Annotated in this window: 23 protein-coding genes; 7 read left to right on the plus strand and 16 right to left on the minus strand. The window is 62.5% G+C overall.

Going from position 1 to position 24557, the window contains the following annotated elements:
* Positions 1-33 precede the first annotated feature (33 nt).
* The gene (locus E2A64_RS10825) at positions 34-462 is read left to right on the plus strand and encodes a L,D-transpeptidase (RefSeq protein WP_133284512.1); all 429 of its coding nucleotides are present in this window, start codon (positions 34-36) and stop codon (positions 460-462) included.
* Between the two features lie 48 nt (positions 463-510).
* Here the strand turns inward: E2A64_RS10825 and E2A64_RS10830 are convergent, their stop codons facing one another.
* The 7 genes from E2A64_RS10830 to hemN all read right to left on the minus strand — a co-directional run bounded on the left by E2A64_RS10830 (position 511) and on the right by hemN (position 7338).
* Entirely contained in the window at positions 511-1467 is a 957-nt protein-coding gene (locus tag E2A64_RS10830; protein ID WP_133284513.1) for a lipid A biosynthesis lauroyl acyltransferase, read from the minus strand.
* Between the two features lie 8 nt (positions 1468-1475).
* Positions 1476-2504, minus strand: coding sequence for a zinc-binding dehydrogenase (locus tag E2A64_RS10835; protein WP_133284514.1), 1029 nt, complete (start codon positions 2502-2504; stop codon positions 1476-1478).
* A 62-nt stretch (positions 2505-2566) separates the two neighbouring features.
* Complete coding sequence (locus E2A64_RS10840; protein ID WP_133284515.1) at positions 2567-3850, minus strand: beta-ketoacyl-ACP synthase; 1284 nt, start codon at positions 3848-3850, stop codon at positions 2567-2569.
* A gap of 11 nt (positions 3851-3861) precedes the next feature.
* The gene (locus E2A64_RS10845; protein ID WP_133284516.1) at positions 3862-5064 is read right to left on the minus strand and encodes a beta-ketoacyl-ACP synthase; all 1203 of its coding nucleotides are present in this window, start codon (positions 5062-5064) and stop codon (positions 3862-3864) included.
* Positions 5065-5117: 53 nt separating this feature from the next.
* The gene (locus E2A64_RS10850) at positions 5118-5579 is read right to left on the minus strand and encodes a 3-hydroxyacyl-ACP dehydratase FabZ family protein (protein WP_133284517.1); all 462 of its coding nucleotides are present in this window, start codon (positions 5577-5579) and stop codon (positions 5118-5120) included.
* 14 nt (positions 5580-5593) lie between these two features.
* Positions 5594-5872: an acyl carrier protein gene (locus E2A64_RS10855; RefSeq protein ID WP_133284518.1), complete on the minus strand. Its 279-nt coding sequence runs from the start codon at positions 5870-5872 to the stop codon at positions 5594-5596.
* A gap of 116 nt (positions 5873-5988) precedes the next feature.
* Positions 5989-7338 (minus strand): oxygen-independent coproporphyrinogen III oxidase, encoded by a 1350-nt coding sequence (gene hemN, locus E2A64_RS10860; protein ID WP_133284519.1) that lies wholly within the window; start codon positions 7336-7338, stop codon positions 5989-5991.
* A gap of 177 nt (positions 7339-7515) precedes the next feature.
* On the opposite strand from hemN, the gene E2A64_RS10865 reads away from it, so the two are divergent.
* Both E2A64_RS10865 and E2A64_RS10870 read left to right on the plus strand, forming a co-directional pair.
* Complete coding sequence (locus E2A64_RS10865; protein WP_133285028.1) at positions 7516-8241, plus strand: Crp/Fnr family transcriptional regulator; 726 nt, start codon at positions 7516-7518, stop codon at positions 8239-8241.
* Between the two features lie 209 nt (positions 8242-8450).
* Positions 8451-10103 (plus strand): electron transfer flavoprotein-ubiquinone oxidoreductase, encoded by a 1653-nt coding sequence (locus tag E2A64_RS10870; RefSeq protein WP_133284520.1) that lies wholly within the window; start codon positions 8451-8453, stop codon positions 10101-10103.
* 122 nt (positions 10104-10225) lie between these two features.
* Here the strand turns inward: E2A64_RS10870 and E2A64_RS10875 are convergent, their stop codons facing one another.
* The 5 genes from E2A64_RS10875 to E2A64_RS10890 form a co-directional block, all read right to left on the minus strand.
* Positions 10226-11725 (minus strand): AMP nucleosidase, encoded by a 1500-nt coding sequence (locus tag E2A64_RS10875; protein WP_133284521.1) that lies wholly within the window; start codon positions 11723-11725, stop codon positions 10226-10228.
* Positions 11726-11810: 85 nt separating this feature from the next.
* On the minus strand, positions 11811-12437 hold the full coding sequence (locus E2A64_RS18150) for a DUF805 domain-containing protein (protein ID WP_133284522.1): 627 nt from the start codon (positions 12435-12437) through the stop codon (positions 11811-11813).
* 116 nt (positions 12438-12553) lie between these two features.
* Positions 12554-12739 (minus strand): hypothetical protein, encoded by a 186-nt coding sequence (locus E2A64_RS10885; protein ID WP_133284523.1) that lies wholly within the window; start codon positions 12737-12739, stop codon positions 12554-12556.
* A 14-nt stretch (positions 12740-12753) separates the two neighbouring features.
* Positions 12754-12918 (minus strand): hypothetical protein, encoded by a 165-nt coding sequence (locus E2A64_RS17835; RefSeq protein ID WP_158285743.1) that lies wholly within the window; start codon positions 12916-12918, stop codon positions 12754-12756.
* A 181-nt stretch (positions 12919-13099) separates the two neighbouring features.
* Positions 13100-13438 carry a DUF2147 domain-containing protein gene (locus E2A64_RS10890; RefSeq protein ID WP_133284524.1) on the minus strand — a complete coding sequence of 113 codons (339 nt, stop codon included), beginning with the start codon at positions 13436-13438 and terminating at the stop codon, positions 13100-13102.
* A 521-nt stretch (positions 13439-13959) separates the two neighbouring features.
* Here E2A64_RS10890 and E2A64_RS10895 point away from each other — a divergent pair.
* Entirely contained in the window at positions 13960-14226 is a 267-nt protein-coding gene (locus E2A64_RS10895) for a sel1 repeat family protein (RefSeq protein ID WP_133284525.1), read from the plus strand.
* Positions 14227-14412: 186 nt separating this feature from the next.
* Here the strand turns inward: E2A64_RS10895 and E2A64_RS10900 are convergent, their stop codons facing one another.
* Positions 14413-15522: a pyridoxal phosphate-dependent aminotransferase gene (locus tag E2A64_RS10900; RefSeq protein ID WP_133284526.1), complete on the minus strand. Its 1110-nt coding sequence runs from the start codon at positions 15520-15522 to the stop codon at positions 14413-14415.
* A 137-nt stretch (positions 15523-15659) separates the two neighbouring features.
* On the opposite strand from E2A64_RS10900, the gene E2A64_RS10905 reads away from it, so the two are divergent.
* Entirely contained in the window at positions 15660-16616 is a 957-nt protein-coding gene (locus E2A64_RS10905) for an AEC family transporter (protein ID WP_133284527.1), read from the plus strand.
* 58 nt (positions 16617-16674) lie between these two features.
* On the opposite strand, the gene E2A64_RS10910 is transcribed toward E2A64_RS10905, so the two are convergent.
* Positions 16675-18123, minus strand: a complete 1449-nt coding sequence (locus E2A64_RS10910; protein WP_244598250.1) for a L,D-transpeptidase — start codon at positions 18121-18123, stop codon at positions 16675-16677.
* A 416-nt stretch (positions 18124-18539) separates the two neighbouring features.
* Between E2A64_RS10910 and E2A64_RS10915 the strand changes: the two genes are divergently transcribed.
* Positions 18540-19676 carry an efflux RND transporter periplasmic adaptor subunit gene (locus E2A64_RS10915; protein WP_133284528.1) on the plus strand — a complete coding sequence of 379 codons (1137 nt, stop codon included), beginning with the start codon at positions 18540-18542 and terminating at the stop codon, positions 19674-19676.
* Positions 19673-22813, plus strand: a complete 3141-nt coding sequence (locus E2A64_RS10920; RefSeq protein WP_133284529.1) for an efflux RND transporter permease subunit — start codon at positions 19673-19675, stop codon at positions 22811-22813. The genes E2A64_RS10915 and E2A64_RS10920 overlap by 4 nt, the downstream gene beginning before the upstream one ends.
* Positions 22814-22816: 3 nt before the next feature.
* Here the strand turns inward: E2A64_RS10920 and E2A64_RS10925 are convergent, their stop codons facing one another.
* Both E2A64_RS10925 and E2A64_RS10930 read right to left on the minus strand, forming a co-directional pair.
* A complete protein-coding gene (locus E2A64_RS10925) occupies positions 22817-23839 on the minus strand; it encodes a hypothetical protein (RefSeq protein WP_133284530.1) in 1023 nt (340 codons plus the stop codon).
* A 208-nt stretch (positions 23840-24047) separates the two neighbouring features.
* Positions 24048-24401 (minus strand): PRC-barrel domain-containing protein, encoded by a 354-nt coding sequence (locus tag E2A64_RS10930; RefSeq protein WP_158285744.1) that lies wholly within the window; start codon positions 24399-24401, stop codon positions 24048-24050.
* Positions 24402-24557 lie beyond the last annotated feature (156 nt).

Genomic DNA, 24557 nt, shown 5'->3' on the forward strand with positions numbered 1-24557 from the left:
TGGGGCAATTTGAGCATCAAACGGGAGAGTGGGATGAAAAAACTTCTTCTTGCAGGGGCGATAACCGTAGGAATGCTGATGTCTGCGACATCGGCCTTTGCCGCCCGCATAGTGGCCAATGTCGACATCTCGTCGCAGACGATGACCGTCACGCAGAATGGCGTGGTGAAATATCGCTGGAAGGTTTCCACCGGCCGCAAGGGCTACCGCACGCCGACGGGAACCTATTCGCCGAAATGGCTGTCCAAGCACCATCGCTCGCGCAAATACAACAACGCGCCAATGCCATACGCCGTGTTCTTCCGTGGTGGTTATGCCATTCACGGGACCAATCAGGTCAGCCGCCTGGGCCGTCCGGCCTCGCATGGCTGTATCCGCCTGCATACGGCCAATGCGGCAACGTTTTTCTCGATGGTCGAGCGCAACGGTCGCTCCAAGATCCGCATCGTGATCAATCACTGACGGCAAGCGCCGGGAACGACAGACCAAAGGCGCCGTGTGGCGCCTTTTTCATTTTCGTTTCCGCAATTTGCGCTTGATCGCCCAGCGGTCGTGGAACCATTGCCACTGGCCGGGATATTCCCGCACCCATTCCTCGACCTTGTCGTTGAGAAGCTGGCAGGTGGCCGGGACGTCGACGCGACCGTCCTCGGCACGCGGGATTTCGATCTCCGGCTCGATCTCGAGCCTGAAGCGACCGCCGGGAAGACGGACGCAGCGGGCCGGGTAGACGCTGCAGTTAAACTGGCGGGCGAGCTTGCCGAGAAGCGGATTGGTCTGCACAGCGTGGCCGAAGAAGGTCGTCTTGGCGCCGCGCTGAAACTTCTGGTCGACAAGCATGCCGACGCCGCCATCGTCATCCAGTCGGCGGGCGAGCGCAATGGCTGCACCTGCGCGCGACGGCACGAGATGGCCCATATGCGTGCGCCGTGCCGACAGGACGTGTCTGGCGATATAGGGGTTGTTGGGCGGACGGAAGAGGGCGGTGACCTCCAGACCGTACGCAGCCGCACCGATCGGCAGAAGCTCGAAATTGCCGGTATGCGCGGTGAAGACGATGAAGGGCTTCTTCTCGTCAACCAGCCTGGCAAAGATATCGACGCCCTTCACCTCGACACGCCCCTGTGACGGATTTTCGATGTTGAGATCGAAAATCTTGTCGAGGAAGACATATTCCACCCCAAGCCGCGCCATGCTGCCCCACATGTCGCGGGCGATCTGCTCGTGCTCTTCCGCCGTCTTCTCCGGGAAGGCCAGGGCGAGATTATAGAGCGCGAGCTTGTGGCGCGACGTCTTCGGCCCGATGCGTCGCGCGAGCCAGTCGACCACGTTGATGGTGGGGTCGGCGGGAAACAGCGAAGCAAGCTTCAGCAGGCTGATGACGGTCGTACCCACGAGCCAGTGCCGCACCCTGCGGATGATCACGAAGGTCTTGACGATCAACGGGTGGGGAAGCTTGCTACGCATGCGGCGGATCACTCCATACGCAGCACGATTTTCCCGAACACATCGCGGGTTTCCATGCGGGCCAGGGCCTTGTCGATCGACTTGAAATCGACCTCGGTGTCGATGACCGGATGAACGAGGCCCGAAGCCATCTTCTGCATGGCATTGGCCATGTTCTCCATGCGGCAACCGAAGGAGCCGATAAGCCGGAGTTGCTGCTGGAAGAGCATCATCAGGTTGACGTCGGTCGACACGCCGGAGGTGGAGCCGCAGGTTACCAGACGACCGCCGCGCTTGAGCGAGAACATCGATCCGGCCCAGGTGTCCTTGCCGACATGTTCGAAGACGACATCCACGCCGCGCTTTTTGGTGAGCTTGCGCAACACGCCCTCGAAGCGGTCGGTGCGGTAGTTGATGACATGATCGGCGCCGAGCGCCTTGGCCGGCTCGATCTTCTCGTCCGAGCCGACGGTGGTGTAAACCGTGCAGCCGATCTTCTTGGCAAGCTGGATCGCCGCCGAGCCGATGCCGGAGCCGCCGGCGTGAACGAGGATATGTTCGCCTGGCTCCAGTTTGGCGTTGTCGAAGAGCATGTGCTCCACGGTGCCGAAAGTGACGGGTGCGAGGGCGGCGGCCACCGCGTCGACACCGGGAGGTGCGGGCACCAGAAGGCGGGCCGGAAGGTTCACGCGCTCACAGGCAAAGCCGTCGAGATGGAAGCCGTGGACGCCCGAAACATGTTCGCAGAGATTGTCCCGGCCTTCGCGGCAGGGGCGGCACAGGCCACACGTGCGCGCGCCGTAGATAGAGACGATCTGGCCGGGCTGCAGGTTGGATACGCCCGGGCCGACGGTCTCGACCACACCTGCGGCTTCCGCGCCGATGGTGAGCGGCAGCTTGCGCTTGGCAAACGCCATGCCGCGCCAGCCCCAGACGTCGATGTGGTTGAGGGCGACCGCGCCGATCCTGACGGTGACTTCGCCGAGGCCCGGGGCCTCGGGGTCGGCCACGTCGACGAGTTCAAGCTTGCGGTCCTCGATGAGTTGAAGTGCCTGCATGTCAGCTCCCCCGCCGGGCGTGCGGCGGTTTGGTCAAAGTCAAAAACGTTTCGATGGTCCGATTAAGCGGGTTCGGCCGTCATGACAAGGCAGGCATTCTGCCCGCCGAAGCCGAACGAGTTGGACAACACCGAGGTGACGGCCTGATCGCGCTTGACGTTGGGGACCGTGTCGAGCTCGATCGCCGGATCCGGATTGTCATAATTGATCGTTGGCGGCAGGGTGCCGGTGGCAATCGTCATCAGCGAGAATACGGCCTCGATCGCGCCGGCCGCGGTCAGCGTGTGGCCGATCATCGACTTGTTGGAGGAGACCGGGATCGACTTGAGATGGTCGCCGAAGACGCCGGACATGGCGAGATATTCCATCTTGTCGTTTTCGGGCGTCGAGGTGCCGTGGGCGTTGATGTAGCCGATGCCGCTTTCATCGAGCCCGGCGTCTTCCAGCGCGCCACGGATGGTGGCGATCGCCGGGCTGCCGTCGGGCGAGGAGCGGGTGCGGTGGAAGGAATCTGCCTTCTCGCCGCAACCGGCGAGAATGCCGAGCACCTTGGCGCCGCGGGCAATGGCGCTTTCGAGCGATTCGAGAACGAGCGTTGCGGCGCCTTCGGCGATGACGAAGCCGTCGCGATCCCTGGTGAAGGGTTTGGAGGCTTTCTCGGGCCTGTCGTTCTGCCGCGAAAGAGCCGAGAGAAGCGAGAAACGGATCAGGGCTTCGGCGGTCACCGAGCCGTCGGTGGCAACAGCGAGCGCGCGGCTCGTGCGGCCCTGACGGATGGCCTCCACGCCCAGCTGGATCGCCGTGGCGCCCGAAGCGCAGGCGGTGGAGAGGGTGACCGGCAGCCCGCGGGTGCCGAAATCATCGGCCAGGCGTTCGGAGATGGTGCCGAACAGCATGGCTTCATGCATTGCCAGATCCGGCTTTTCGCGCAGAACGGACAGGAACTGCGTATAGGCATTGCCTTCGCGGGCCGCTTCCGGCACGCGATCGCCGAGTTCGAAGCGCGCCGACCATTCCGGCTCGACGGGCGGGGCCGCCAGAAAGAGCGGTCCGTCGAAATCGCCCGAGATACCGGCCTGGGCGAGTGCCTCCGTGGCTGCCTTGCGGGCCATGGCATGCGACCGTTCGACGGCGTTGGACGCAGGAATATCGAGAAATTCCACGGTGCCGCCGATGGTGGTCGACAGGTGTTCGGTCGAAAAGCGGGTGATCGTGTGGATGCCCGACTTGCCGGAGGTGAGCGCTTTCCAGTTCTCCTCGACGCCCTCGCCGAGAGAGGTGAGGACACCCATGCCGGTAACGGCGACGATGGGGCGGCCCAGATGATCGGTGAATTTCGATGTCATGACGATCTCCCTCACCCTGCTTTCGACAGGCGTGCCATGCCTTCGCCGCGCTGGAAGCCCAGGGCGGTGACAAGAGCTGTTTTGGGTGCTGCGGGCATTTCCTTTTCGCCTTCAGCGGAGAAGCGGGCAATCGGCGCTCCGGCGGAAACCGCGATGGCGCCCAGCGCGATGGCGAGAGGGAATTGCGCTTCCACACCGTGACCGAAGGCGATGGCCTGGCGGCGCAGCCGGGCGGCGGAGAAACGCTCCTTCAGCCAGTTCTCCTCGCGGGCGGCCATCACCGGCTCGCCGGCGGCGCCGGAGATGACGAGTTCGACAGACCCTGCATCGGCCGCGACCCTGTCGGCGAGACGCGACAGGCGCTCCTCGAGCTTGCCTTCCTCGCGGGAGCCGCGGTCGCCTTCGACTTCATCGAGCGTGGCATAGATGGTCGCGCCGCGCGCTTCTGCATGGTCGCGGGATTCCAGAACGAGGAATGCGCCTGCCGATCCGAAGACGACGCCGTTCGGCGCGACGGAAGACGGATCCTCTGCATTGCCCTGCCGGTCGTCGGCAACGCCGGAGGACTCGGTCATCAGCAGCAGGTCGGCACGCGCTGCGGATAATGCGCCGCCCACGAGGCAATGTGTCGACTGGCCCGCGGCGATGCGTGCGCGTGCGGTTTCGAAGGCCGAGATGCCGGCGCCTTCTTCGCCCATCAGCGTGCGCGACGAGCCGGTAACCTTGTGGACGATCGAGATGTTGCCTGCGAGCAGGTTGGAAAGCTGGGCGAGGAACAGCGTCGGGCGCAATTCCGTCATCAGTTTCTCGTTGAGCATGACCTCGCGGTCGTTGACCTTGCGCGATTCCTCGACGATCAGCGTATCGACACTGATATCGCGCTCGCCACCGCCGGCCGCCACGATCAGGTCCATGGTGGCGCAGGCTTCCTCATTATCCTTGAGGCCGGCATCGTCGAGCGCCAGTCCGGCTGCGAAGACGCCGAGGCGCTGCCAGTTTTCCATCTGTCGCTGGTCGCCGCGACGGGGAATCTGTTCGGACCAGTCGATCTCGGGCAGGGGATGGGCGGCGTAGTGCGGCTCCCAGGAATTGTCGACGACGGGCTTGATCGGCGCGGTGCCGGTCAGAAGCTTTTCGTGGGCCTCGCGGCCGATTCCGAGAGAGGTGACAATGCCGATGCCGGTGATGACGACATCCGTGGCTGCGTTGCTCATAACTGACCTCCAGCTTCATTGACCGGGTTTCAGAACCCGGTTTGGGCTCCGGCTCAAGCCAGTGCGTCGAGCCCGATTTCAGAAGCGCGTTTGCGGATCACGTCCGCCAGCGGTGTCTGGTCGAAGGGTATGGTACGGTACTTGAGCTGACAATCGGCGAGGGTTTTGCCCGCCGATGTGATCTTGCCCTTGGTGACGGCGAAACCCGAACCTTCGTGTAGCAGTTCCGCTTCCACGACCAGTTCGGTTTCAGGCTTTACGAAGTCCCGCATCTTGGCCTTGTCGACCGACATGAGGAAGGGCATCACCGAAAAGCCGCTGCGGCCGATGATCATGAAGCCACCGGCCTGCGCCATGGTTTCGACCAGAAGCACGCCGGGAACGATCGGCATGCCCGGGAAGTGCCCCTCGAATACCGTGCTTTCAGCCGGCACGGTGCTGTGCGCCGTCAGACGTCCGGGGTCGCCTTCGAAGGCAACCACCTTGTCGATCATCTGAAAATATTCGAGCAGCATGCCGGATCCGCGCCTCAACCCTTGGCGGCGCGGAGTTCGTCGATCTTGGTGCAGAGGTTGCCGAGGACGAAGTATTCCTCGGTGGAGGCCTTGCCGTCGTTGACTTCCTGAGTCCACTGCTCGAGCGGGATCTTGATGCCGAATTCCTTGTCGATCGCAAACACGATGTCGAGGAAGTCGAGGCTGTCGATACCCAGATCGTCGATGGTGTGGCTCTCGGGCGTAATGGTGTCGCGATCAATCTCGCTGGTCTCAGCGATGATGTCGGCGACCTTGTCGAATGTAGCGGTCACGCGCTTTTTCCCTGTTGGTCGTGCGATTTGCGGCAAGCTATAGAAAAAACCGCACCAAAAGCCAATGGGGAGAATGCGCGGAGATCAGCTTTCCCCGCGCCTTCTTCAGGCTTTGCTCAAACAGCCAGCGAATGCCGCGCTTTGCCGGTCTGCAGGTAGGTGTCGAAGGCCGACGCAACGGTGCGGACAAACGGGCGGCCCTTCTCGGTCAGCTGGAAAATTCCGTCGGTCAGTTCGACCAGACCGTCATTTCCGGTTTCCGCCAGCTTGATTGCTTCCTCAATCACTTCATTGGCATCGCGGCCGAATTCCTGTGTGAGTTCGGCGAAGGAAAAGGCGAAATCGCACATGAGAAGTTCGATGACCCGCCCGCGGACACGGTCTTCGAGCCGGAGTTCGAACCCGCGTTCGGTCGCCAGACGTCCCTCGTTGACGCGGCGCTGATATTCCGCGGTCGCCGCGACGTTCTGAACATAGCCTTCGGTCGTCTGACCGATGGACGAGGCGCCGAGGCCGATCAGGGCATCGGCCGAATCGACCGTGTAGCCCTGGAAGTTCCTGCGCATTGTGCCCGACGCCGCTGCGATGGCAAGGCTGTCGTCGGGCAGCGCGAAGTGGTCGATGCCGATGGCCGCGTAGCCCGCGGCGGTGACCTGCGCGGCGGCATGGTTCATCTGGGCGAAACGCTCGGTCACATCCGGAAGCGCTTCATCGGGAATCATCTTCTGGTGCGTCTTCATCCACGGTACATGGGCGTATCCGAAGAGAGCGATCCGGTCCGGCCTGAACGACAGAACCTGCTCGAGTGTCCGGTGGACCGATTCGCGGGTCTGGTAGGGCAGGCCGTAGAGGACATCGCAGTTGACGGATTTGACGCCGCGCGCGCGCACCTGCTCGATCACTTCCCTTGTCTGCTCGAAACTCTGCAGCCGGTTGATCGCCTTCTGCACCTTCTCGTCGAAATCCTGCACGCCGATCGACGCGCGGGTCAGGCCGATCTCGGCAAGCGCGTCGTAACGCGGGCCATCGAGGTCATTGGGATCCATCTCCACCGATATCTCGGCGTCGGCTGCGAAATCGAAGCGGCTGCGCAGCAGATCCGAAAGGGCGATCATGTCCTCGGGCTTCAGCATGGTCGGCGAGCCGCCGCCCAGGTGCAGGGCGGTGACACGGCAGCCGGGATCGACGAGATCCGAAATCGTGTCGATCTCGTGTTTGAGCGCGGCGAGGTAACTGGTCAGCGGATCATAGCGCAGCGTCTGTTTCGTGGTGCAGCCGCAGAACCAGCAAAGCCGGTCGCAATAGGGAATGTGGACATAAAGCGAGAGTGTCTGGCCGGGCTTGAGCGCGCGGAGCCAGCGACCGTATGTCGCTGCGTCGACGCCACCGTGGAAGTGCGGAGCGGTGGGGTAGCTTGTATAACGCGGCGCGGGGCCCGCATGGCGCTGGACGAGATCTTTGTGCATGCTCGGAAATTCCTGTTGGCGGTCCGTCACACATGCCGGGCAGGGATGTTAAATGCATTGATGTCGATCAAAGCCCGGATGAGCGGCAGGCTTTGGCGGGCGAGAATGCGCGCATTGATTTGAATGCGCGGTTTTTTGGGTTATTAGAAGTTTACGCACGCAAAGAGAGTGAGAGTGATGGACGCCATACGCAAGGACATCCACAACTCCGACGTCCCGGTCCTCTGCAAGGCCTGCGAGGCGCGGCATCGCGGCGTCTGTGGCGCACTGTCGCCGTCACAGCTGCAGTCGCTGAGCAAATCCGCCAGCCGCAAGAAGCTCGGTTCGGGCACCGAACTTATGGGCGAAAGCCTGACGGCCTCGAGTTATTCCAACATCATCGGCGGAGTGGTGAAGCTCGTGAAAATGCTGGCGGACGGACGCCAGCAGATCGTCGGCCTTCAGTTTGCTCCCGACTTCCTCGGGCGACCCTTCAAGAATGAAAGTGCGCTGACGGCGGAAGCGGCGACGGATGTCAGCGTCTGCTCGTTCCCCCGCCCGGTCATTGAGAAGATGATGTCGGAAAGCCCGGAGCTGGAGCACAAGCTTCTCGAGCAGACGCTCAAGGAACTCGACGAGGCGCGCGACTGGATGGTTACGCTCGGACGCAAGACAGCGGCCGAGAAGGTGGCGAGCTTCCTGCTTCTCATTGCCACAAATTCCGATCCGGAGAACGACGGCGAGTCCGCCGAGTTCGATCTGCCGCTGACGCGCGCGGACATCGCCGATTTCCTCGGCCTCACGATAGAGACGGTGAGCCGCCAGCTGACCAAGCTGCGCAAGGAAGGCGTCATCGAGGTTCGCAACAACCGCCATGTCAGCGTGCCCCACCTCGAGCGCCTTGCGGATATTGCCGGCTTCTAGCTCGTTTCCGCCGGCCATCCTCGGCGAAAGCTGACATTTACGTACACGTCAGATACTGGTAGGCGAAGAATGCCGGTACTGTTGCGTTCCCGCTTGTGAAGCTGCTCGACATATGTACCTGCATTTGCCAGAGAAAGAGCATCATCTGGTTGAGGTGAGACAGCGCCTTGGAAGAGAGGGTGCCTGGAAGCAGGGAAGAGGATAGTGGAATGGAGCTCCCAGAACGCGAAAGCATGGAATTCGACGTCGTCATCGTCGGCGCGGGCCCGGCGGGGCTGTCGGCGGCAATCCGTATCAAGGAGCTCGATCCCGAGCTGACGGTGGTCGTGCTTGAAAAGGGTGGCGAGGTCGGCGCTCACATTCTTTCCGGCGCGGTGGTCGATCCGGTCGGCATCGACAAGCTGATCCCCGACTGGCGGGACGACCCGGACCATCCTTTCCAGACCGAAGTGACCGACGATCGTTTCCTCGTTCTCGGACCGGCCGGCTCGATCAGGCTGCCCAATTTCATGATGCCGCCGCTGATGAGCAATCACGGCAATTACATCGTCTCGCTGGGCAATGTCTGCAAGTGGCTCGCAGGCCGGGCGGAAGCGCTCGGCGTCGAGATCTATCCCGGTTTCGCGGCGAGCGAAGTGCTCTACAATGACGAGGGCGCAGTGATCGGCGTCGCCACCGGCGACATGGGCGTGGGGCGTGACGGCGAGCCCGGTGGTGCCTATGCCCGGGGCATGGCGCTGCTGGGCAAATATGTGCTCATCGGCGAGGGCGTGCGCGGCTCGCTCGCCAAGCAGCTCATCGAGAAATTCGAACTCGGCGAGGAGCGGGAGCCGCAGAAATACGGGATTGGCCTGAAGGAACTCTGGGAGGTCAAGCCGGAGAACCATAAACCCGGTCTGGTGCAGCACTCCTTCGGCTGGCCGCTCGACAGGAAGACCGGCGGCGGCTCGTTCCTCTATCACTTCGGCGAAAACCTCGTCGCCGTGGGCTTCGTGGTCCACCTGAACTACAAGAACCCCTATCTCTCGCCGTTCCAGGAATTCCAGCGCTTCAAGACCCATCAGTCCATCGCCCCGGTCTTCGAGGGGGCAAAGCGCGTCTCCTACGGCGCGCGCGCAATTTCCGAAGGCGGTTTCCAGTCGGTGCCGAAGCTGGCTTTCCCGGGCGGCGCGCTGATCGGCTGCTCGGCCGGTTTCGTCAACGTGCCGCGTATCAAGGGCTCGCACAATGCGGTGCTCTCGGGCATGCTTGCCGCCGAGCACATGGTGGAAGCCATTTCCGCCGGTCGGTCCCATGACACGCTGGACAGCTATGATGCCGCGTGGCGCGACTCCTCCATCGGCAAGGACCTCAGGAAGGTCCGCAACGTCAAGCCGCTATGGTCGAAGTTCGGCACCATCGGCGGCGTGATGCTGGGCGGTCTCGACATGTGGTTGAATACGCTGTTCGGCGCTTCGCCCTTCGGCACCATGAAGCATGGAAAGCCCGACCATGCCTGCCTCGAGCCGGCTGCCAACCACAAGCCCATCGACTATCCAAAGCCCGACGGCGAACTGACCTTCGACCGCCTGTCTTCGGTGTTCCTGTCCAATACCAACCATGAGGAAGACCAGCCGGTTCACCTCCAGGTCAAGGACATGGACTTGCAGAAGCGCTCCGAGCACGACGTGTTCGCCGGCCCGTCCACCCGCTATTGCCCGGCGGGCGTTTATGAGTGGGTCGAGGAAGACGGCAAGGACACCTTCGTGATCAACGCGCAGAACTGCGTGCACTGCAAGACCTGCGACATCAAGGACCCGAACCAGAACATCAACTGGGTGCCGCCGCAGGGCGGCGAGGGGCCGGTCTACCAGGATATGTAATCCTGTTCCGAGCGTTCGGGCGCGGTCTCCGGTTCCGTTCCGGACCGCGTCTCCGATATCCAGAAAAAGGTGCTTCGGTTGTTCGTATCCGGAGCACCTTTTTCAATGGTTTCCGTGCCGGGCTACTGGAATGCCGTCTCGAAGAACGATCGCAGCTTGCGCGAATGGAGACGTTCGGGCGGCATGGCTGCCAGTTTCTCCATCGCCATCAAGCCGATCTTCAAATGCTGGTTGACCTGCTTCCGGTAGAAATCGGACGCCATGCCGGGCAGTTTCAACTCGCCGTGAAGCGGCTTGTCAGAAACGCAGAGCAGGGTGCCGTAGGGAACGCGGAAGCGGAACCCGTTGGCGGCAATCGTCGCCGATTCCATGTCGAGCGCGATGGCGCGCGACTGCGACAGGCGCTGCACCGGGCCGCTCTGATCGCGCAGTTCCCAGTTGCGGTTGTCGATGGTGGCGACCGTGCCTGTCCGCATGATGCGCTTGAGGTCGTAGCCGTCATAGCCGGTGACATCGGCGACGGCTTCCTGAACGGCCACCTGGACTTCCGCCAGCGCCGGGATCGGCACCCATGCGGGAAGGTCGTCGTCGAGCACGTGGTCCTCGCGCACATAGGCATGGGCGAGCACATAGTCGCCGAGCGCCTGGCTGTGCCGCAGGCCGGCGCAATGGCCCAGCATCAGCCAGGCATGCGGCCGCAGAACGGCAATGTGGTCGGTGATTGTCTTGGCGTTTGAAGGTCCGACGCCGATATTGACCATGGTGATGCCGGAATGGTCGGCCCGCTTGAGATGGTAGGCCGTCATCTGCGGCGCGCGGGGCGGGGCCATCCCGGAAACCGGCTCTGACTGGCCTGCCGGGGTTACGAGATTTCCGGGTTCCACGAAGGCCTCGTAGCCGCGACCGCCCTCGGCCATCAGCGCGCGGGCATGGGCAATGAAATCGTCGATATAGAACTGGTAGTTCGTAAACAGCACGAAATTCTGGAAATGCGACGCGCTGGTTGCGGTGTAGTGCGACAGGCGGGCGAGTGAATAATCGACGCGCTGCGCCTTGAAGGGGGCGAGCGGGTGGCCTTCGCCGGGGACGGGCTCGTAGGTGCCGTTGACGATGTCGTCATCCGTATTGGTCAGGTCCGGCGCATCGAAGATGTCGCGCAGCGGCACTTCGAGGTTCTCGGCGATCTCGGCTTCGACATAGGCGCCTTCACCGAAGGCGAAGTGCAGTGGGATCGGGGTATCCGATTCCGAGACCGTCACGCTCGTCTGGTGGTTCTTGATGAGAAGCGAAAGCTGCTCGATCAGGTAGGTGCGGAAGAGATCCGGCCGTGTGATGGTGGTCGTGTGCAGGCCGGGGGCCGCGACGTGACCGAACGACAGGCGTGAATCCACATGGGCGAAGGAACTCGTCTGGATAGACACCTGGGGATAGAAGGCGCGATAGCGTCCGCGCGGCTTCTGGCGCGCCAGCCCTTCGAATGAGCGGCGCAGGAAGCTCGTATTGCGCTCGTAAAGCTGCTCGAGCGCATCGACGGCGGCTGTCGCGTCGTCGAACTGTCGGGCTTCAAAGGGTTCGGGTGTGATGATGCCGTTGTCCGGCCGGGTCGAGAATCGTTTGTCCATGTCGAGTTATAGCCGCAACTTCACGACTTGCAAAAGACGGGTGAGGAAGGGGCGAAGCGGCCCGATGAAACGGGCCGGCCGCTCATCAGGCAGGGCCGTACTCATTGGGGTGATCGTCGCCACGCTTTGCCAGCCAGAAGATCAGGATGATCCAGCCGATTATCGGAATGAGTCCCAGGAGAAGCCACCAACCCGTCCGCCCGACATCATGCAGACGCCGTGCGCCGACAGCGAGCGACGGGATAAGGATCGCCAGCGAGAAGATCGTGCTCAGGGGCTCGACATCCATACCGAAGAGCATCGCGTCGAGAACGGAGAATACAAGGCTGGTGACAAAAGTGAAAAGAACGAACCACCAGTATTCCGGACGGCGCGCGCGGCCGCTGAACGTCGCGTATTTCCGGAACACGGTCCGCACGCTGTCGCGGAAATCGGCCGGGTGGGCGCCGGGTCGGGTGGCGTCGTAAGAGCCGGTGCCGTATCCGGTGGACGAACCGGCCATCGAATTGGGGGTGACGGGCGGGGGCGTCGGCGGAGTGCCGCCCATCGCGGGCAGCACCGACGAGGCGTTGGCCCAGTTCTCCATTCCCTCGGACCAGACCAGCGTATCCGGGCCGATGGTGCCGTCCTGGACGAGCCGGCGGGCCTCCGATTCGGTCACGGGTCCCTGGCGTTCACCGTTCTGCGCATAGAACCAACTCTTTTCAGCCATCGTACAGCTCCCTCCTGTCAGGTGTATCGGCTTACCCCTGAGGAAGACGTAGCACGAAATTGATGTCCGGAATCAGTCCCGCGGTTGAATTTCGATCACGAGGAGGGCGGTCCCTGTCAGCCGGCGCTGCGCTGCAGGCTGACATAGAGAACGAAGCCGGCGCCCGACAGGCCGTTGCCGGCGGTGTTCGCGGCCGAATAGGCAAATGCGCCGACGGGCGCCATGAACAGAGACGAGAACAGCGCGATGCGCAGGGCAAGCGTGAAAGAACGGCTGGCTGAGCGTGTGGCAGTGCGGATCATCTTCGGTTCCTCTCTTACTGGCGGACCAGCAGGCAATTGGGACCCTCAACCGGTGAGCAGTAGCGCGAGGCGCTGATCCAGTCATGGCGATCCGAGTTGGCGACGGTGGCAGAGAGAAGCATCGCGAAGATCGCCACAACGAGGCAGATCAGTGTGAAGCGGCGCGCCAGGATCGTCATGTCGGAGGTCCCTTGTTTGTTCGTGGCCGGAATATGGCAAATCCCGGCTGAACCAACTCTGAGAGGACCGTTCATCTGGCGTTCACGGTGATTAACGGGCCCTTGGAAAGCTGCGCCCAAAGAAAAACCGCAGCGCTTGCACGCCGCGGCTTTCACGTTCGGGTCTTTCCGGACGTCCGGATCAGATGCGGCTCCAGTTCTCCGACCGGCAGAGGACCTTGAGCACGCAGCCCTGCATCTTGAGCGTATTGCCGCTCAATGTCGCGTTGCCCGAATAGGTCTTGTCCTTGGCCGGATCGGTGATCGAGCCGGAATATGTGCCGTTCGAACCCGACATCTTGCCGATGCGCTTGCCGGCGTGCTTGCCGCTCTTGAGCGTCACGCAGTAGGCGCCGCCACAGCTGGAAATGGCGGCGGTTTCGCCGCTCTTGGTCTTCCAGTTGCCTTCAATCGGATCGGCGAGAGCCGGGGCAACGGAGAAGGCTGCAAGAAGTGCGGCAGTCGTGAGAATGCGTTTCATGATTTCCTCCCTCTGAGGCGTCCGTGCGAGACGCGTCAATTTCTAACCTAGCTTCAGGCTACGTAAACGTAAATGGGGAAGTTGGCGAAGCTATGGCGGTTTCAACAGCGGCTCGATGCAACGGATGATGGCATTTTCCAGCCGACATCGAAGCTGGCGCGGGGGAGATTTTTCCGGGAGATGAAGAGCATTTTAGACAAATGCGATTGCAGCGTGGTTACCCGGGAGTTGATTTTCGAGGTGCAAACAGACGGTTAAAATCGCGTGCGGCAGGCAGCGGGCCGGGATTCCGATGCTTAACGAAAACCCAAATTTACCAAGCATTTGAACTTTATTCGCCTCGCATTAAGCATTCAATTTAACGGGGTTTTCAAACGCTTGCGGCATATTCGTCATCAACAAACGAGCGCCGGAAACGAACCGGCCGAACCAGAGAATGACCGGCAAGAGCCGGCACAAGACAAGATGGCTCTCAAGAGCTGACAGGGCAACACGAAGACAAGAGACAACGGGGAATTAAAATGGCATGCTATGAAATTCACGATCTCGATCAGGCCGCCATGGGCGGCGAGACCCGCGCAGAGGTCTATTGCGAAATGGGTTTGATGTATGCGGCCGGCCGCGATTGCGAGCAGGACATGGTCGCAGCTCACAAATGGCTCAATATCGCGGCGGTGAAAGGCTCGGACCGAGCAGCCGATCTTCGCGCCGAACTGGGCCGCACGATGTCCAAGGTCGATCTCGCACTGGCTCTCCGCCAGGCCCGCGAATGGATGACCATGCACTGACGAATTAGGGGCGCCAAGACCTCGGGATGCAGCGCGGACGGGCGTTGCATCCGGCACGTCCCGAGGGGAACGGGACGTTGAAACCGGCCTGTGAGGAGACAGGGTGGTTTAAAGCACAAGAGCCGCGACCAGCCGGAAAAAGGCTGGCGCGGCTTTCGTGTTCCGGCCACACATGCTCTCGTGGCTTCACGCGATGCGGGCGAGGGCCTTGGGAAGGGCTTCCGCCAGCACGTCCATTTCCGGTGCCGGTCCCGCAGAGATGCGGATACACCGGTTGAGCGGTGCCGCGCCCGGCATGCGGATGAAGACGCCCTCCTTGGCGAGTTCCTCCAGTATTGCCCTGGCGCGGGCGGCATCGCCGCAATCGAGAGCGACAAAGTTCGTGGCGGTGGGAAGCGGCTCGAGCCCGTTGTCGCGGCCGATCTCGCCGATGCGTTGCAGCGACCGCCTGACCTCTGATTTGACATGCGACAGCCATTCCTCGTCCGCGAGCGCCGCCACCGCTGCAATCTGGGCCAGGCGATTGACGCCGAAATGGTTGCGAACGCGGTCAAAGCGCGAAATCGTGCCGGCGGTGCCGAAGCCGTAGGCGATGCGCTGGCCCGCAAGCCCATAGGCTTTCGAGAAGGTGCGGAAGCGGATGACGTTCGGCATGTCGGCAAGGGCCGCGATCGCGGGCAGGGCGTCTTCGGGCGCAAACTCGCAATAGGCTTCGTCAAGCACAAGCAGGGTGCTCTCCGGCAGGGACGTGGCGAATTCGACGACAGCGTCCGCTCCGTGCCAGCTTCCCATCGGGTTGTCGGGGTTGGCGAGATACACGAGTGGCGCATCTTCACGGCGAACGGCTTCGAGGAGAGCGTCCATGTCCTCGCGATCGTCACGATAGGGCACCGTGACGAACCGGCCGCCGAAGCCCGCGACATGATAGTTGAAGGTGGGGTAGGCGCCGAGCGACGTGACGACGGGAGTGTCGCGACCGACGATCAGCCGCACCACGAGGCCCAGGAGCCCGTCGATGCCTTCGCCAATGACGAAGCGCTCCGGCGCCAGGCCGATCCGCCCGGAAAGTGCCTGCCTCAGATCGTAATTTTCGGGGTCGGCATAGCGCCAGGAGAGCGGTGCTGCCCGGCTCATGGCCTCGATCACGGAAGGAGCCGGACCGAAACCGTTCTCGTTTGCGCCGAGCCGGGCGCGAAAAGTCGTGCCCATGGTGCGTTCCTGCGTTTCCGGGCCGACGAAGGGAACGGTCGGCGGGAGCGATTCCGCAAGATCTGTAAAGCGGCGAAAGGAACTCATGGTGTCGGCCTCCCCGGAACTCTCTGTGTGCCAGAAGGCCGTAGCCGCAGACGCGATGTCCGGCAAGTCCCCCGGATCAGGACTTTTCAGAGGAGGGTGGATGGGAGTAGGACCATCGCAGCTGTCCGGAGTACCCCATGCCTGCCTTTGCCGAAAACATCATCGTCGTCTTCACTCTTATCGCGATCGGTTATGCCGTCGCCCGCATCAATCTCATCAACCAGGCGACAGGCGATGGTCTGGCCGATTTCGTCTTCAAGGTGGCGCTGCCGCTGCTCCTGTTTCGCACCATCGTTCATTCGGAGTTCGATCACGGGCTGCCGTTCCTGATGTGGCTGACCTATTTCACGGCCGTCGCCGTCACCTGGTTCATGGGACACATGCTTCTGCGTGCCTTTTTCGCCCGTGATGTTCGTGGCGGGGTGGTGGCCGGGGTAACGGCGTCCTTCTCCAATCTCCTGCTGATCGGCGTGCCCTTGATGTCAGGTATCTACGGCGATCAGGGCCTTGCGGTGCTCTCGCAGATCCTGTCGATCCATTTGCCGATCATGATGGCTGCCTCGCTGATCACGTTCGACTATGCGCTCCGGCGCGACGGACTGGCGGAAAAGGCGGCAGGTCCGGTCGATCTTGCCCAGCGGTTCCTGCGGCAGCTCTTTTCCAATCCGCTCATCATCGGCATCTTCACGGGGCTTCTGGTGCGGGTTGCAGGCATTCCGATACCGAATGTGGCGGATCGTGTGATCGTCAGCCTCGGATCCGCCGGCGGACCGCTGGCGCTGTTCTCGATGGGGATCTCGATCTACGGATACGGAATCCGCGGCCAGATTCCGTCGTCGCTGCTTCTGGTGACGCTCAAGCTGATGGTCATGCCTGCCGTCGCGCTCGTTGCGGCTCTGGCCTTCGGACTGCCGGACGGCGTTGCCAAGGTGACCGTCGTCGCCGCTTCGCTTCCCGCCGGCGCGAACACCTGGCTGATCGCCTCCCGCTTCGGAACGGGCCAGCGGCTCGCGGCAACGTCGCTGACCATCGGGACCGCGCTCGCGGCGCTGTCCTCCGGATTCTGGCTGCTGGTGGTCGAGCAGGTTTTCTGAGCGGGGCATGAAAAAGCCGGCGGATGCCGCCGGCTCTCATGTTTCTCTCGCCGTAGACCTATTCCTCGAAGGTGACGGTGACGCCGGGTTCCACCATGCCCGCAAGCTCGTTGGCGTCCCAATTGGTCAGGCGCACGCAGCCATGCGAGGCGGTCTTGCCGATCTTGGAGGGGTCGGGCGTTCCGTGAATGCCGTAAGTCGGCTTGGAAAGCGCGATCCAGGTGCTGCCGACCGGGCCGTTGGGGCCGGGCGGAATTTCCAGAACCTTGTCGTTGTTGCCCTGCTTGAAGTTCTTCGAGGGATTGTAGGTGTAGCCCGGATTGTGGGCGATGCGCGCAATTTCGACCGTACCGGTGGGGGACGGTGTGTCGCTCGAGCCGATGGTCGCGGGGTAGGCCACCAGCAGCTTGCCGTTGGCGTCATAGCCACGGACCTGCTTGAGGCCCTTGTCGGCGACGATGCTCGCAACCTTGCCCTTGCGCTTGGCGCCGGGCGCCACGACCTTGATCTGGGTGCCCGGACGGGTGAAATCGGCGCCGGGGTTGATCTCCTTGAGATACGCCTCGTCCATGTGGAAACGCTCGGCGAGCATCTCGATGGTCGACGTGTAGGCCAACCGCTCGAGCTTGGCCTTTTCGCCGTAATCGCTCGGAATCGAGGCGACGTAGGGACCGGCGGCGTCCTCATTGGTGATTTCGTAGGTGGTAAAGGCCATGCCGTCGCCGCCAGCAAGCCGTTCCATGATGTCTTCGGCGTTCGACGGGTCGATTTTCTGGCCGCCGGCTTCCACCCAGGCGTCGAGCGCCTTCTGGACGTTGGAGCCCATGCGGCCGTCAATCACGCCCGGCGACATGCCGGCGCGGTCGAGAAAGACCTGCAGGTTGGCGACTTCCGCGCGCGAGAGCTTGGCGGCGGCGGCCTGTGTCTCGGTGCCGGGGCCGAACTGATCCTGCCGCGGTACGGAAGCCGTGCTCGGGTTGAGATCGCGACGCTCGATGCCGGCTTGCGGCGCGGCGGGAAACTCGTTGGGGCCATAGACGCCATTGCCATTGTCCCAGCCGTCCCGGCGCTGCTGCCAGCCATCCTCGCGCCGGACCCATCCGTTGCGCTCCCACCGCTCGTCCTGCGAGTAGCCGTCATTGTTCCATTCATCGTCGCGGTAGCCGTATTCCGGCTCGGCGGGAGCGGCGGCATAGCCGCGGTCGCGACGCTTGCCTGCGGGATAGGGCATGCGGCCAAACTCGCGGCGGTATTCGTGCGGGCTCATTTGAAAGCCGATAACGACATTGTTGCGGTTGAGGACGAGAACCCGACCGTTGACGTCCATGGTCGTGCGCACTTCTCCGAACTCCGGTACTTCGTCGATCAGGCGCCCGTCGGGAGTGACGAGCAGCAACCTGCTGTCCTGGGCCCGTGCCGGCGATGGGATCGAGAGCGATACGGCAGCCGTCATGCTCGCCGCCAGGGTGAGCAGGGTTGCAGAAGAAGACAGACGACGAAGGAGCATGGTGTTTCCCGACTCTGATGATGCCTGAACCAGGACATGGCTGATCCAAGCTGAACGCAAACTGAACATGCCCCCGAATTTCGGCGGCATTAGGATGAACTGCGGAGCGGTCAATGGGTTCCGGCAGATTTGTGGGGACCGCCGGCCGAGGCGCCGAGTCGTCTGCTGACACAATTGTGTCAAACGGCGCGATAATCAAAGAAAAAGGTGATCCCATTGTTGTAAAACGGCCATCAGGCCGATGGTAGAATGGTCTCGATGCTTAAATTGCATCCCCACTATTTTACACCGGGTGAGAGTGCATATATAGCGTGGGCCGCCTTCAATCCGCCTTTTTTCACGCAGGATTGGAACGGTCACGATTATCGGGACGCGGCATATTGCGCCGGTGCGTCTCCGAGGAGGGGAAGTGTGCGATGTCGAATTTCAGGTTTCACCGTGTGGCCGCATTTGCGGTGCTGGCCGTTTCCGCCGCGTGGGTGGCGACCGGAGAATTCGCTTCGGTGGGCAGTGCCACCGATGAAACGGCCGCCGCTTCAACGACACTTGCCGCGCAGAATGCCGAGGCTTCCGACGCTCCCAAACATACCGTTGCGGTGAAGTCTCCCGCATTCATCGATCACAATCGCATCGTGCGCATTTCGGGCGTCACCAAAGCGGATAAGAAGACCACGCTCGCCACCCGGATGGCCGGCGTTATCGCCGAGCTGAAGGTGAGCAAGGGCGACTGGGTCAAGTCCGGCGATGTGGTTTTGACCCTCGACGGTCCGGAAAAGATCGCTGCCGTCGAAACGGCGAAGGCGCTGTTGAAGCAGCGCGAGAACGAGGCGGCCAATCTCGAAAAGCTGATCAGCCGCGGCATTTCCCCCAAGACCCAGGCCAATGATGCGCAATCGGCGCTGGCCGCTGCGCGTTCGCAGCTGGAAACCGCACAGGCCGAACTCGACCGGCTTCAGGTGCGCTCCCCATTCAGCGGCGTGATCGACAGTGTCTCCGTGGAAGAGGGGAGCTGGGCGCCGGCAGGACAGGCGGTGGCCGACCTTCTCTCGCTTGATCCGATCGTCGCTGCCGGAGAGATTTCCGAGCGCGAGAGAAGCCTCATCAAGGCCGGCGGAGAGGCCGAAATCGCCCTCATCAACGGCAGGGACGTCAAGGGCCAGGTGCGTTTCGTAAGCCGTGAAGCGACGTCGGAAACACGTACCTATCCGATTGAAGTGACTGTCGACAATTCCGACTACACGATCCCGGCCGGCATGACTGCCGAGATCCGGCTGAAGTCCGATCCCGTCAAGGCCGTGCGCCTGCCGCGTTCCGTCGTCACGCTCGACGAGGACGGCAATATCGGCGTGCGGGTGGTGGACGAGGATCACAAGATCGCATTCGTGCCTATCGATCTGATCGACGACACGTCGGACGGCCTCATTCTCGGCGGCATCCCGGACGGGTCGCGCATCGTGGTGGCCGGCCAGGATCTCGTGACCGACGGCGAGCTGGTCGATGTCGTGGACGCCGACGCCGAAGGTTCCGCGCTCACGACCGGGGCGGTCGAATGAACTTCGTCGACATTGCCATCCGCAATGCCCGGCTGACGCTTGCGGTCCTGCTGTTTCTCGTGGTCGCCGGCTCTCTGGCCTATATGGACATCCCCAAGGAGGCGGAACCCGACGTCCAGATTCCGGTGCTCTATGTGTCGATGACCTATCAGGGCATCTCGCCGGAGGATTCCGAGCGGCTTTTGCTGCGACCGATGGAGACGAAACTCCAGACGATCAGCGGCATCAAGGAGATGCGATCGACCGCCTATCAGGGGGGCGGCAACGTCGTGCTCGAGTTCCAGGCGGGGGCGGATCTCGACAAGGCGCTCGATGACGTACGCAACAAGGTGGACGACGCAAAGCCCGATCTTCCTTCGGGGGCTGAAGAACCTTCGGTCCACGAGGTCAATATTTCCGAGTTTCCGGTGCTCGTCGTCACCCTGTCGGGCAATGTGCCCGAACGCGCGCTGACGCGGACCGCGCGTGAATTGCGCGACCGGATCGAGGAGATTTCCGGCGTTCTGGATGCCAACCTTCAGGGCTCGCGCGACGATCAGGTCGAAATCATCATCGACCCGGTCAAGCTGTCGTCCTACGGGCTGCAGCTCGATCAGCTGATCCAAGGCATCAATGCCAGCAATTCCGTCGTGGCCGCAGGGTCGATCGAAGGCGAGGAGGGGCGTTACGCCGTGAAGGTGCCGCTCCTGATCGAAGACATCGAGGATGTGGCAAACCTGCCGGTGGTGGCGGGACCCAACGCGGTGGTGCGGGTGCGCGATCTGGCGACCATACGCTCGTCCTTCAAGGATGCGACGACCATCACGCGTCTGAACGGCAAGCCGGCGATCGCGATCGAAGTCTCCAAGCGTTCGGGTTCGAACCTGCTCGCGACGGTGGACTCGGTCAAGCAAACGGCCGAAGCGTACAGGGACCTGCTGCCCGAGGGGGCCGAAATCACCTTCAGCCAGGACAAGTCGACCTCGATCCGGCAGCTTCTGGGCGATCTGCAGAATTCGGTTCTGACGGCTGTCATCCTCGTCTTCATCGTGATCCTCTACGCGCTGTCGGGCCGTGCCTCGCTGCTGATCGGCTTTGCCATCCCGGCATCGTTCCTGATGGGCATTCTCGCGCTGTCGCTGGCGGGCCTGACGGTCAATATCGTGGTGCTGTTCAGCCTCATCCTGGCCGTCGGCATGCTTGTCGACGACGCCATCATCGTCACGGAATTCGCCGAACGGCGGATGAGCGAGGGAATGGATCGGCGCGAGGCCTTTTCACTGGCCGCCAAGCGCATGGCGGGGCCGGTGATCGCGGCAACGCTGACGCGCGTTGCGGCCTTCTCGCCGCTTCTGTTCTGGCCCGGCATTGTCGGCGAGTTCATGAAGTACATGCCGATCACGCTGATCGCCACGCTGTCGGCCTCGCTTCTCTACGCACTGGTCTTCACGCCGACACTGGGCGCGATGTTCGCCAAGCCGACACCGGAAGACGAGCACGCCCGCGACGGCGCCTATATGTGGGTGGTTGGCAAGGCCGTGCGCCATCCCTTCATCGTCCTGTTTCTTTCGGTCGGCCTGCTGGCAGCCGTGCCGGTCGCCTACGGGAAATACGGTTCGGGCGTCGAATTTTTCCCCAGTATCGAGCCGGAATACGGCCTGCTCTATGTCCACGCGCGCGGCAATCTCTCGCTCGACGAGAAGGATGCGGCCGTACGGATGGCGGAGCAGCGCATCCTCGGCTGGCCGGGGATCGAGAGCGTCTACACGCGTGTGGGCAGCGTGGCCGGTGGCGGCAATGATGCGCCCGCCGATGTGGTGGGCGTGATCCAGTACGAGTTCGTCGACTGGCGCGAGCGCAAGCCCGCCGGCGAAATCCTGGAGGATTTCCGCGCCAACATGACCGGTTTCCCGGGCGTCGAGATCGAGGTGAAGGTGCCCGAAGGCGGCCCACCGACGGGCAAGGCGATCCAGATCGAATTGTCCGCTGCAGACCCGGAGCATCTGACTGAGGTCGCGCGCATGGTTGCCGGCGAGCTGGAGAAAGTGCCGGAAGTGATCGACATCACGGACGGTCTTCCGCCTCCGGGCGTGGACTGGGAGCTGCAGGTCGATCGTTCCATCGCGGCACGTTACGGTGTCGGCCCCGCATCGGTGGGAACCGTGGTGCAACTCGTTACCACCGGCCTCAAGCTGACCGATTACCGCCCCGCCGGCGTGGATGATGCCGTGGATATCCGCCTGCGCCTGCCGGAGGATCGGCGTACGCTGGCCGAACTCGATCATCTGCGTATCCAGACCAACCGGGGCGCGGTTCCGATCTCGAACTTCGTGACGCGCGAGGCCGCCTCCAGTACGGGCACACTGACCCGCATCGACGGCGCGCGCACCGTCGTGGTCGCCGCGGGCCTCAAGGAAGGCGTGCAGGGCGATCCCATCCGGCGCGGTATCGTCGAGAAGCTCGAGGCGCAGAACCTCGAGGACTACGGCATCCGCTACAAGCTGGCGGGCGAGGATGAGGAGCAGGCCGCGGCAGCCGCATTCCTGTCGAAGGCTTTCGGCGCGGCGCTTTTCCTGATCTTCATCGTGCTGCTTGCGCAGTTCAACAAGTTCATCTCGGTGTTCCTGGTGCTTTCGGCGGTCGTGATGTCGACGATCGGGGTGTTCCTGGGACTTTTGATCATGTCGCAACCCTTCGGCGTGGTGATGACCGGCATCGGCATCATCGCCCTCGCGGGCGTGGTGGTGAACAACAATATCGTGCTGATCGACACCTACGACCTGTTGCGCCACGAGGGCATGGATAAGCTCGAAGCGGTGCTCCAGACATGCCGGGAGCGTGCAAGGCCGGTGGTGCTGACGGCGGTGACCGCCATTCTGGGCGTGCTGCCGATCGCCTTCGGTTTCAACCTGGAGCTTCTCGGGCACGAGACGACCTATGGCGCGCCGTCCACGCAATGGTGGATTTCGCTGTCGAGCGCCATCGTTTTCGGTCTGGCATTCTCGACCATTCTGACGCTGATCGTCACGCCATCGCTCCTGATGATCGTCACCCGCTCGAACGACAGCAAGGTGACGGCCGCATGGCAACGGTTCCGCAACCGTTTCCGGTTCCGCCGAAAGGCGCCCGATGAAGGCAAGGCCGAGCCGGCTGAGTAGGTGTCACGGCTGGCTGTCGGGTGCTGCAAGTGGAGCTGCGCACGCCTTTCGCATCATGCCGGCGGCGCCGGCAGCGCCTGACAGGGTCATCCTGGTGGTCTGGCCGTTGATCGAGATCGAGCCGGTTCCGTCTGCCGTCCTGAGTGCTTCGAAAATCGGATGATCCAGGGTGATCGGCTCGAGTTCGGGAAGGACTTCGCCGACCATGACATCGTAGAGAGCTGTCCCCTTGAACTGAAAATTCGAACCGCCGAGAGATACCGTCACTGTCACCGGGTCGGAATCATCGAGATCTCGCGAGGCGAGATTGACGTCGATCGTGACGTCGGGCGCGCCCGGTTTGCAGGAAAAAAGAAGGAAGTTGGAACTTTTATTGGTGCGGCATGGGCCGAAGCCCATGGCGCCGCCACCGGGATCGGTGCCTTCCGAATAACCGTGCCAGACGCGGTCATCGACGCATTCGCCCATCGTTTCCACCAGGCCATCGGCACCACCGGCACGGATCGTCTTCTGGCCCAGACGCGGTACCGCAGGCGCGGCTTGAGCTGTTACTCCCTCACCGCTTTCTCCCTTGTCGCTTGCAGGGGACCAGAGATATTTCGTGCCGTTGAAGCGGCCCGTCAGTACGCCCTGATCGGTGCGGATGAGAAGGTCATGGGCACCCTCGGTCTCGCTGTCGAGCATTTCCATCCCGGTCCCGAGCCATTCCTCATAGAGCAGATAACTGTCGTCATCGGACCTGGTCACGACGATTTCGGTGCACCCGGCCGAGCCGCAACTGCCGGGGTCGAGATATTGCAGGGCGTAGACATCGCTGATGCCCGACGCCGGTTCGGCGAGCCCCGTATGGAACAGGTCGAGTTCGCTGTTTTCCTGCAGGTAGCCGCGGTCTTCGAGATAGGCTTGCAGTTGCGGTACGGTCGACAGTTCGATCTTGCCGAATTCGGCGGCCGGAGCGGGGCTGGTCAGGACGCTCGCAACAAGAACTGCTGCCAGTCCCGCCGCGGGGTAAGTCGGGTGTCGCATCGCATTCCTCCAGGCAGCAAGCAGCGCCGGGCACATCATGACCGGCACATCGTCTTTTACGAGGCATCATTGTTCACGAATGTGACGCAGGGGGAAAGGGGGCCGACCCGGTGTGGGGATGGGGTGGGGATGCACCGGGTCGGCGAGCCGAACCAAAAATCGCGGGCGGGGGACGGGGCCCGAAACTTTTGCTGGAGGTCGGCTATGTTTACTCGCTGGAGGCGAGAACTGAATCATATGCAGTCCTGAGGGCGGCAACGTCGTTGGCGTTGAGCGACAGCTGCACTTCACTATCCGTCAGGGTTGCCAGACGGGCCGGGACGTAGACTTCGACTTCCGAGTTCGGGTCGTCGGTGATGACCAGATCGGTGACTTCGCCATCGGGGCCGAGGATGGCATCGACGACATAGCCGAGGACCTCGCCGTTTTCGGACGTCACGTTCATGCCGAGCCAGGCATCGTTGAGCTCGTGATCGACGGACTGGTCACCCTCGGGTGCGTTGCCGAAACGGGCGGAGAAATCGGGATCCGCATAGGCGAGAACCGTCTCAGGTGCGCCCACTGCGTTTTCGTTTTCGATCTGGAATGCGTTCGCCGACTGTGTGGCCGACAGAACTGCGCCAAGAACAAAGGCTCCGGCGACTACGTTGCGTACGGTATTTTTAACAGTTGCGTTTTTCATCGGCTTTTCGGTGAACTTCCTGTCACCGCCTCCTTG

It is taken from the genome of Pseudohoeflea suaedae (assembly GCF_004354915.1).
Taxonomy (GTDB): Bacteria; Pseudomonadota; Alphaproteobacteria; order Rhizobiales; family Rhizobiaceae; genus Pseudohoeflea; species Pseudohoeflea suaedae.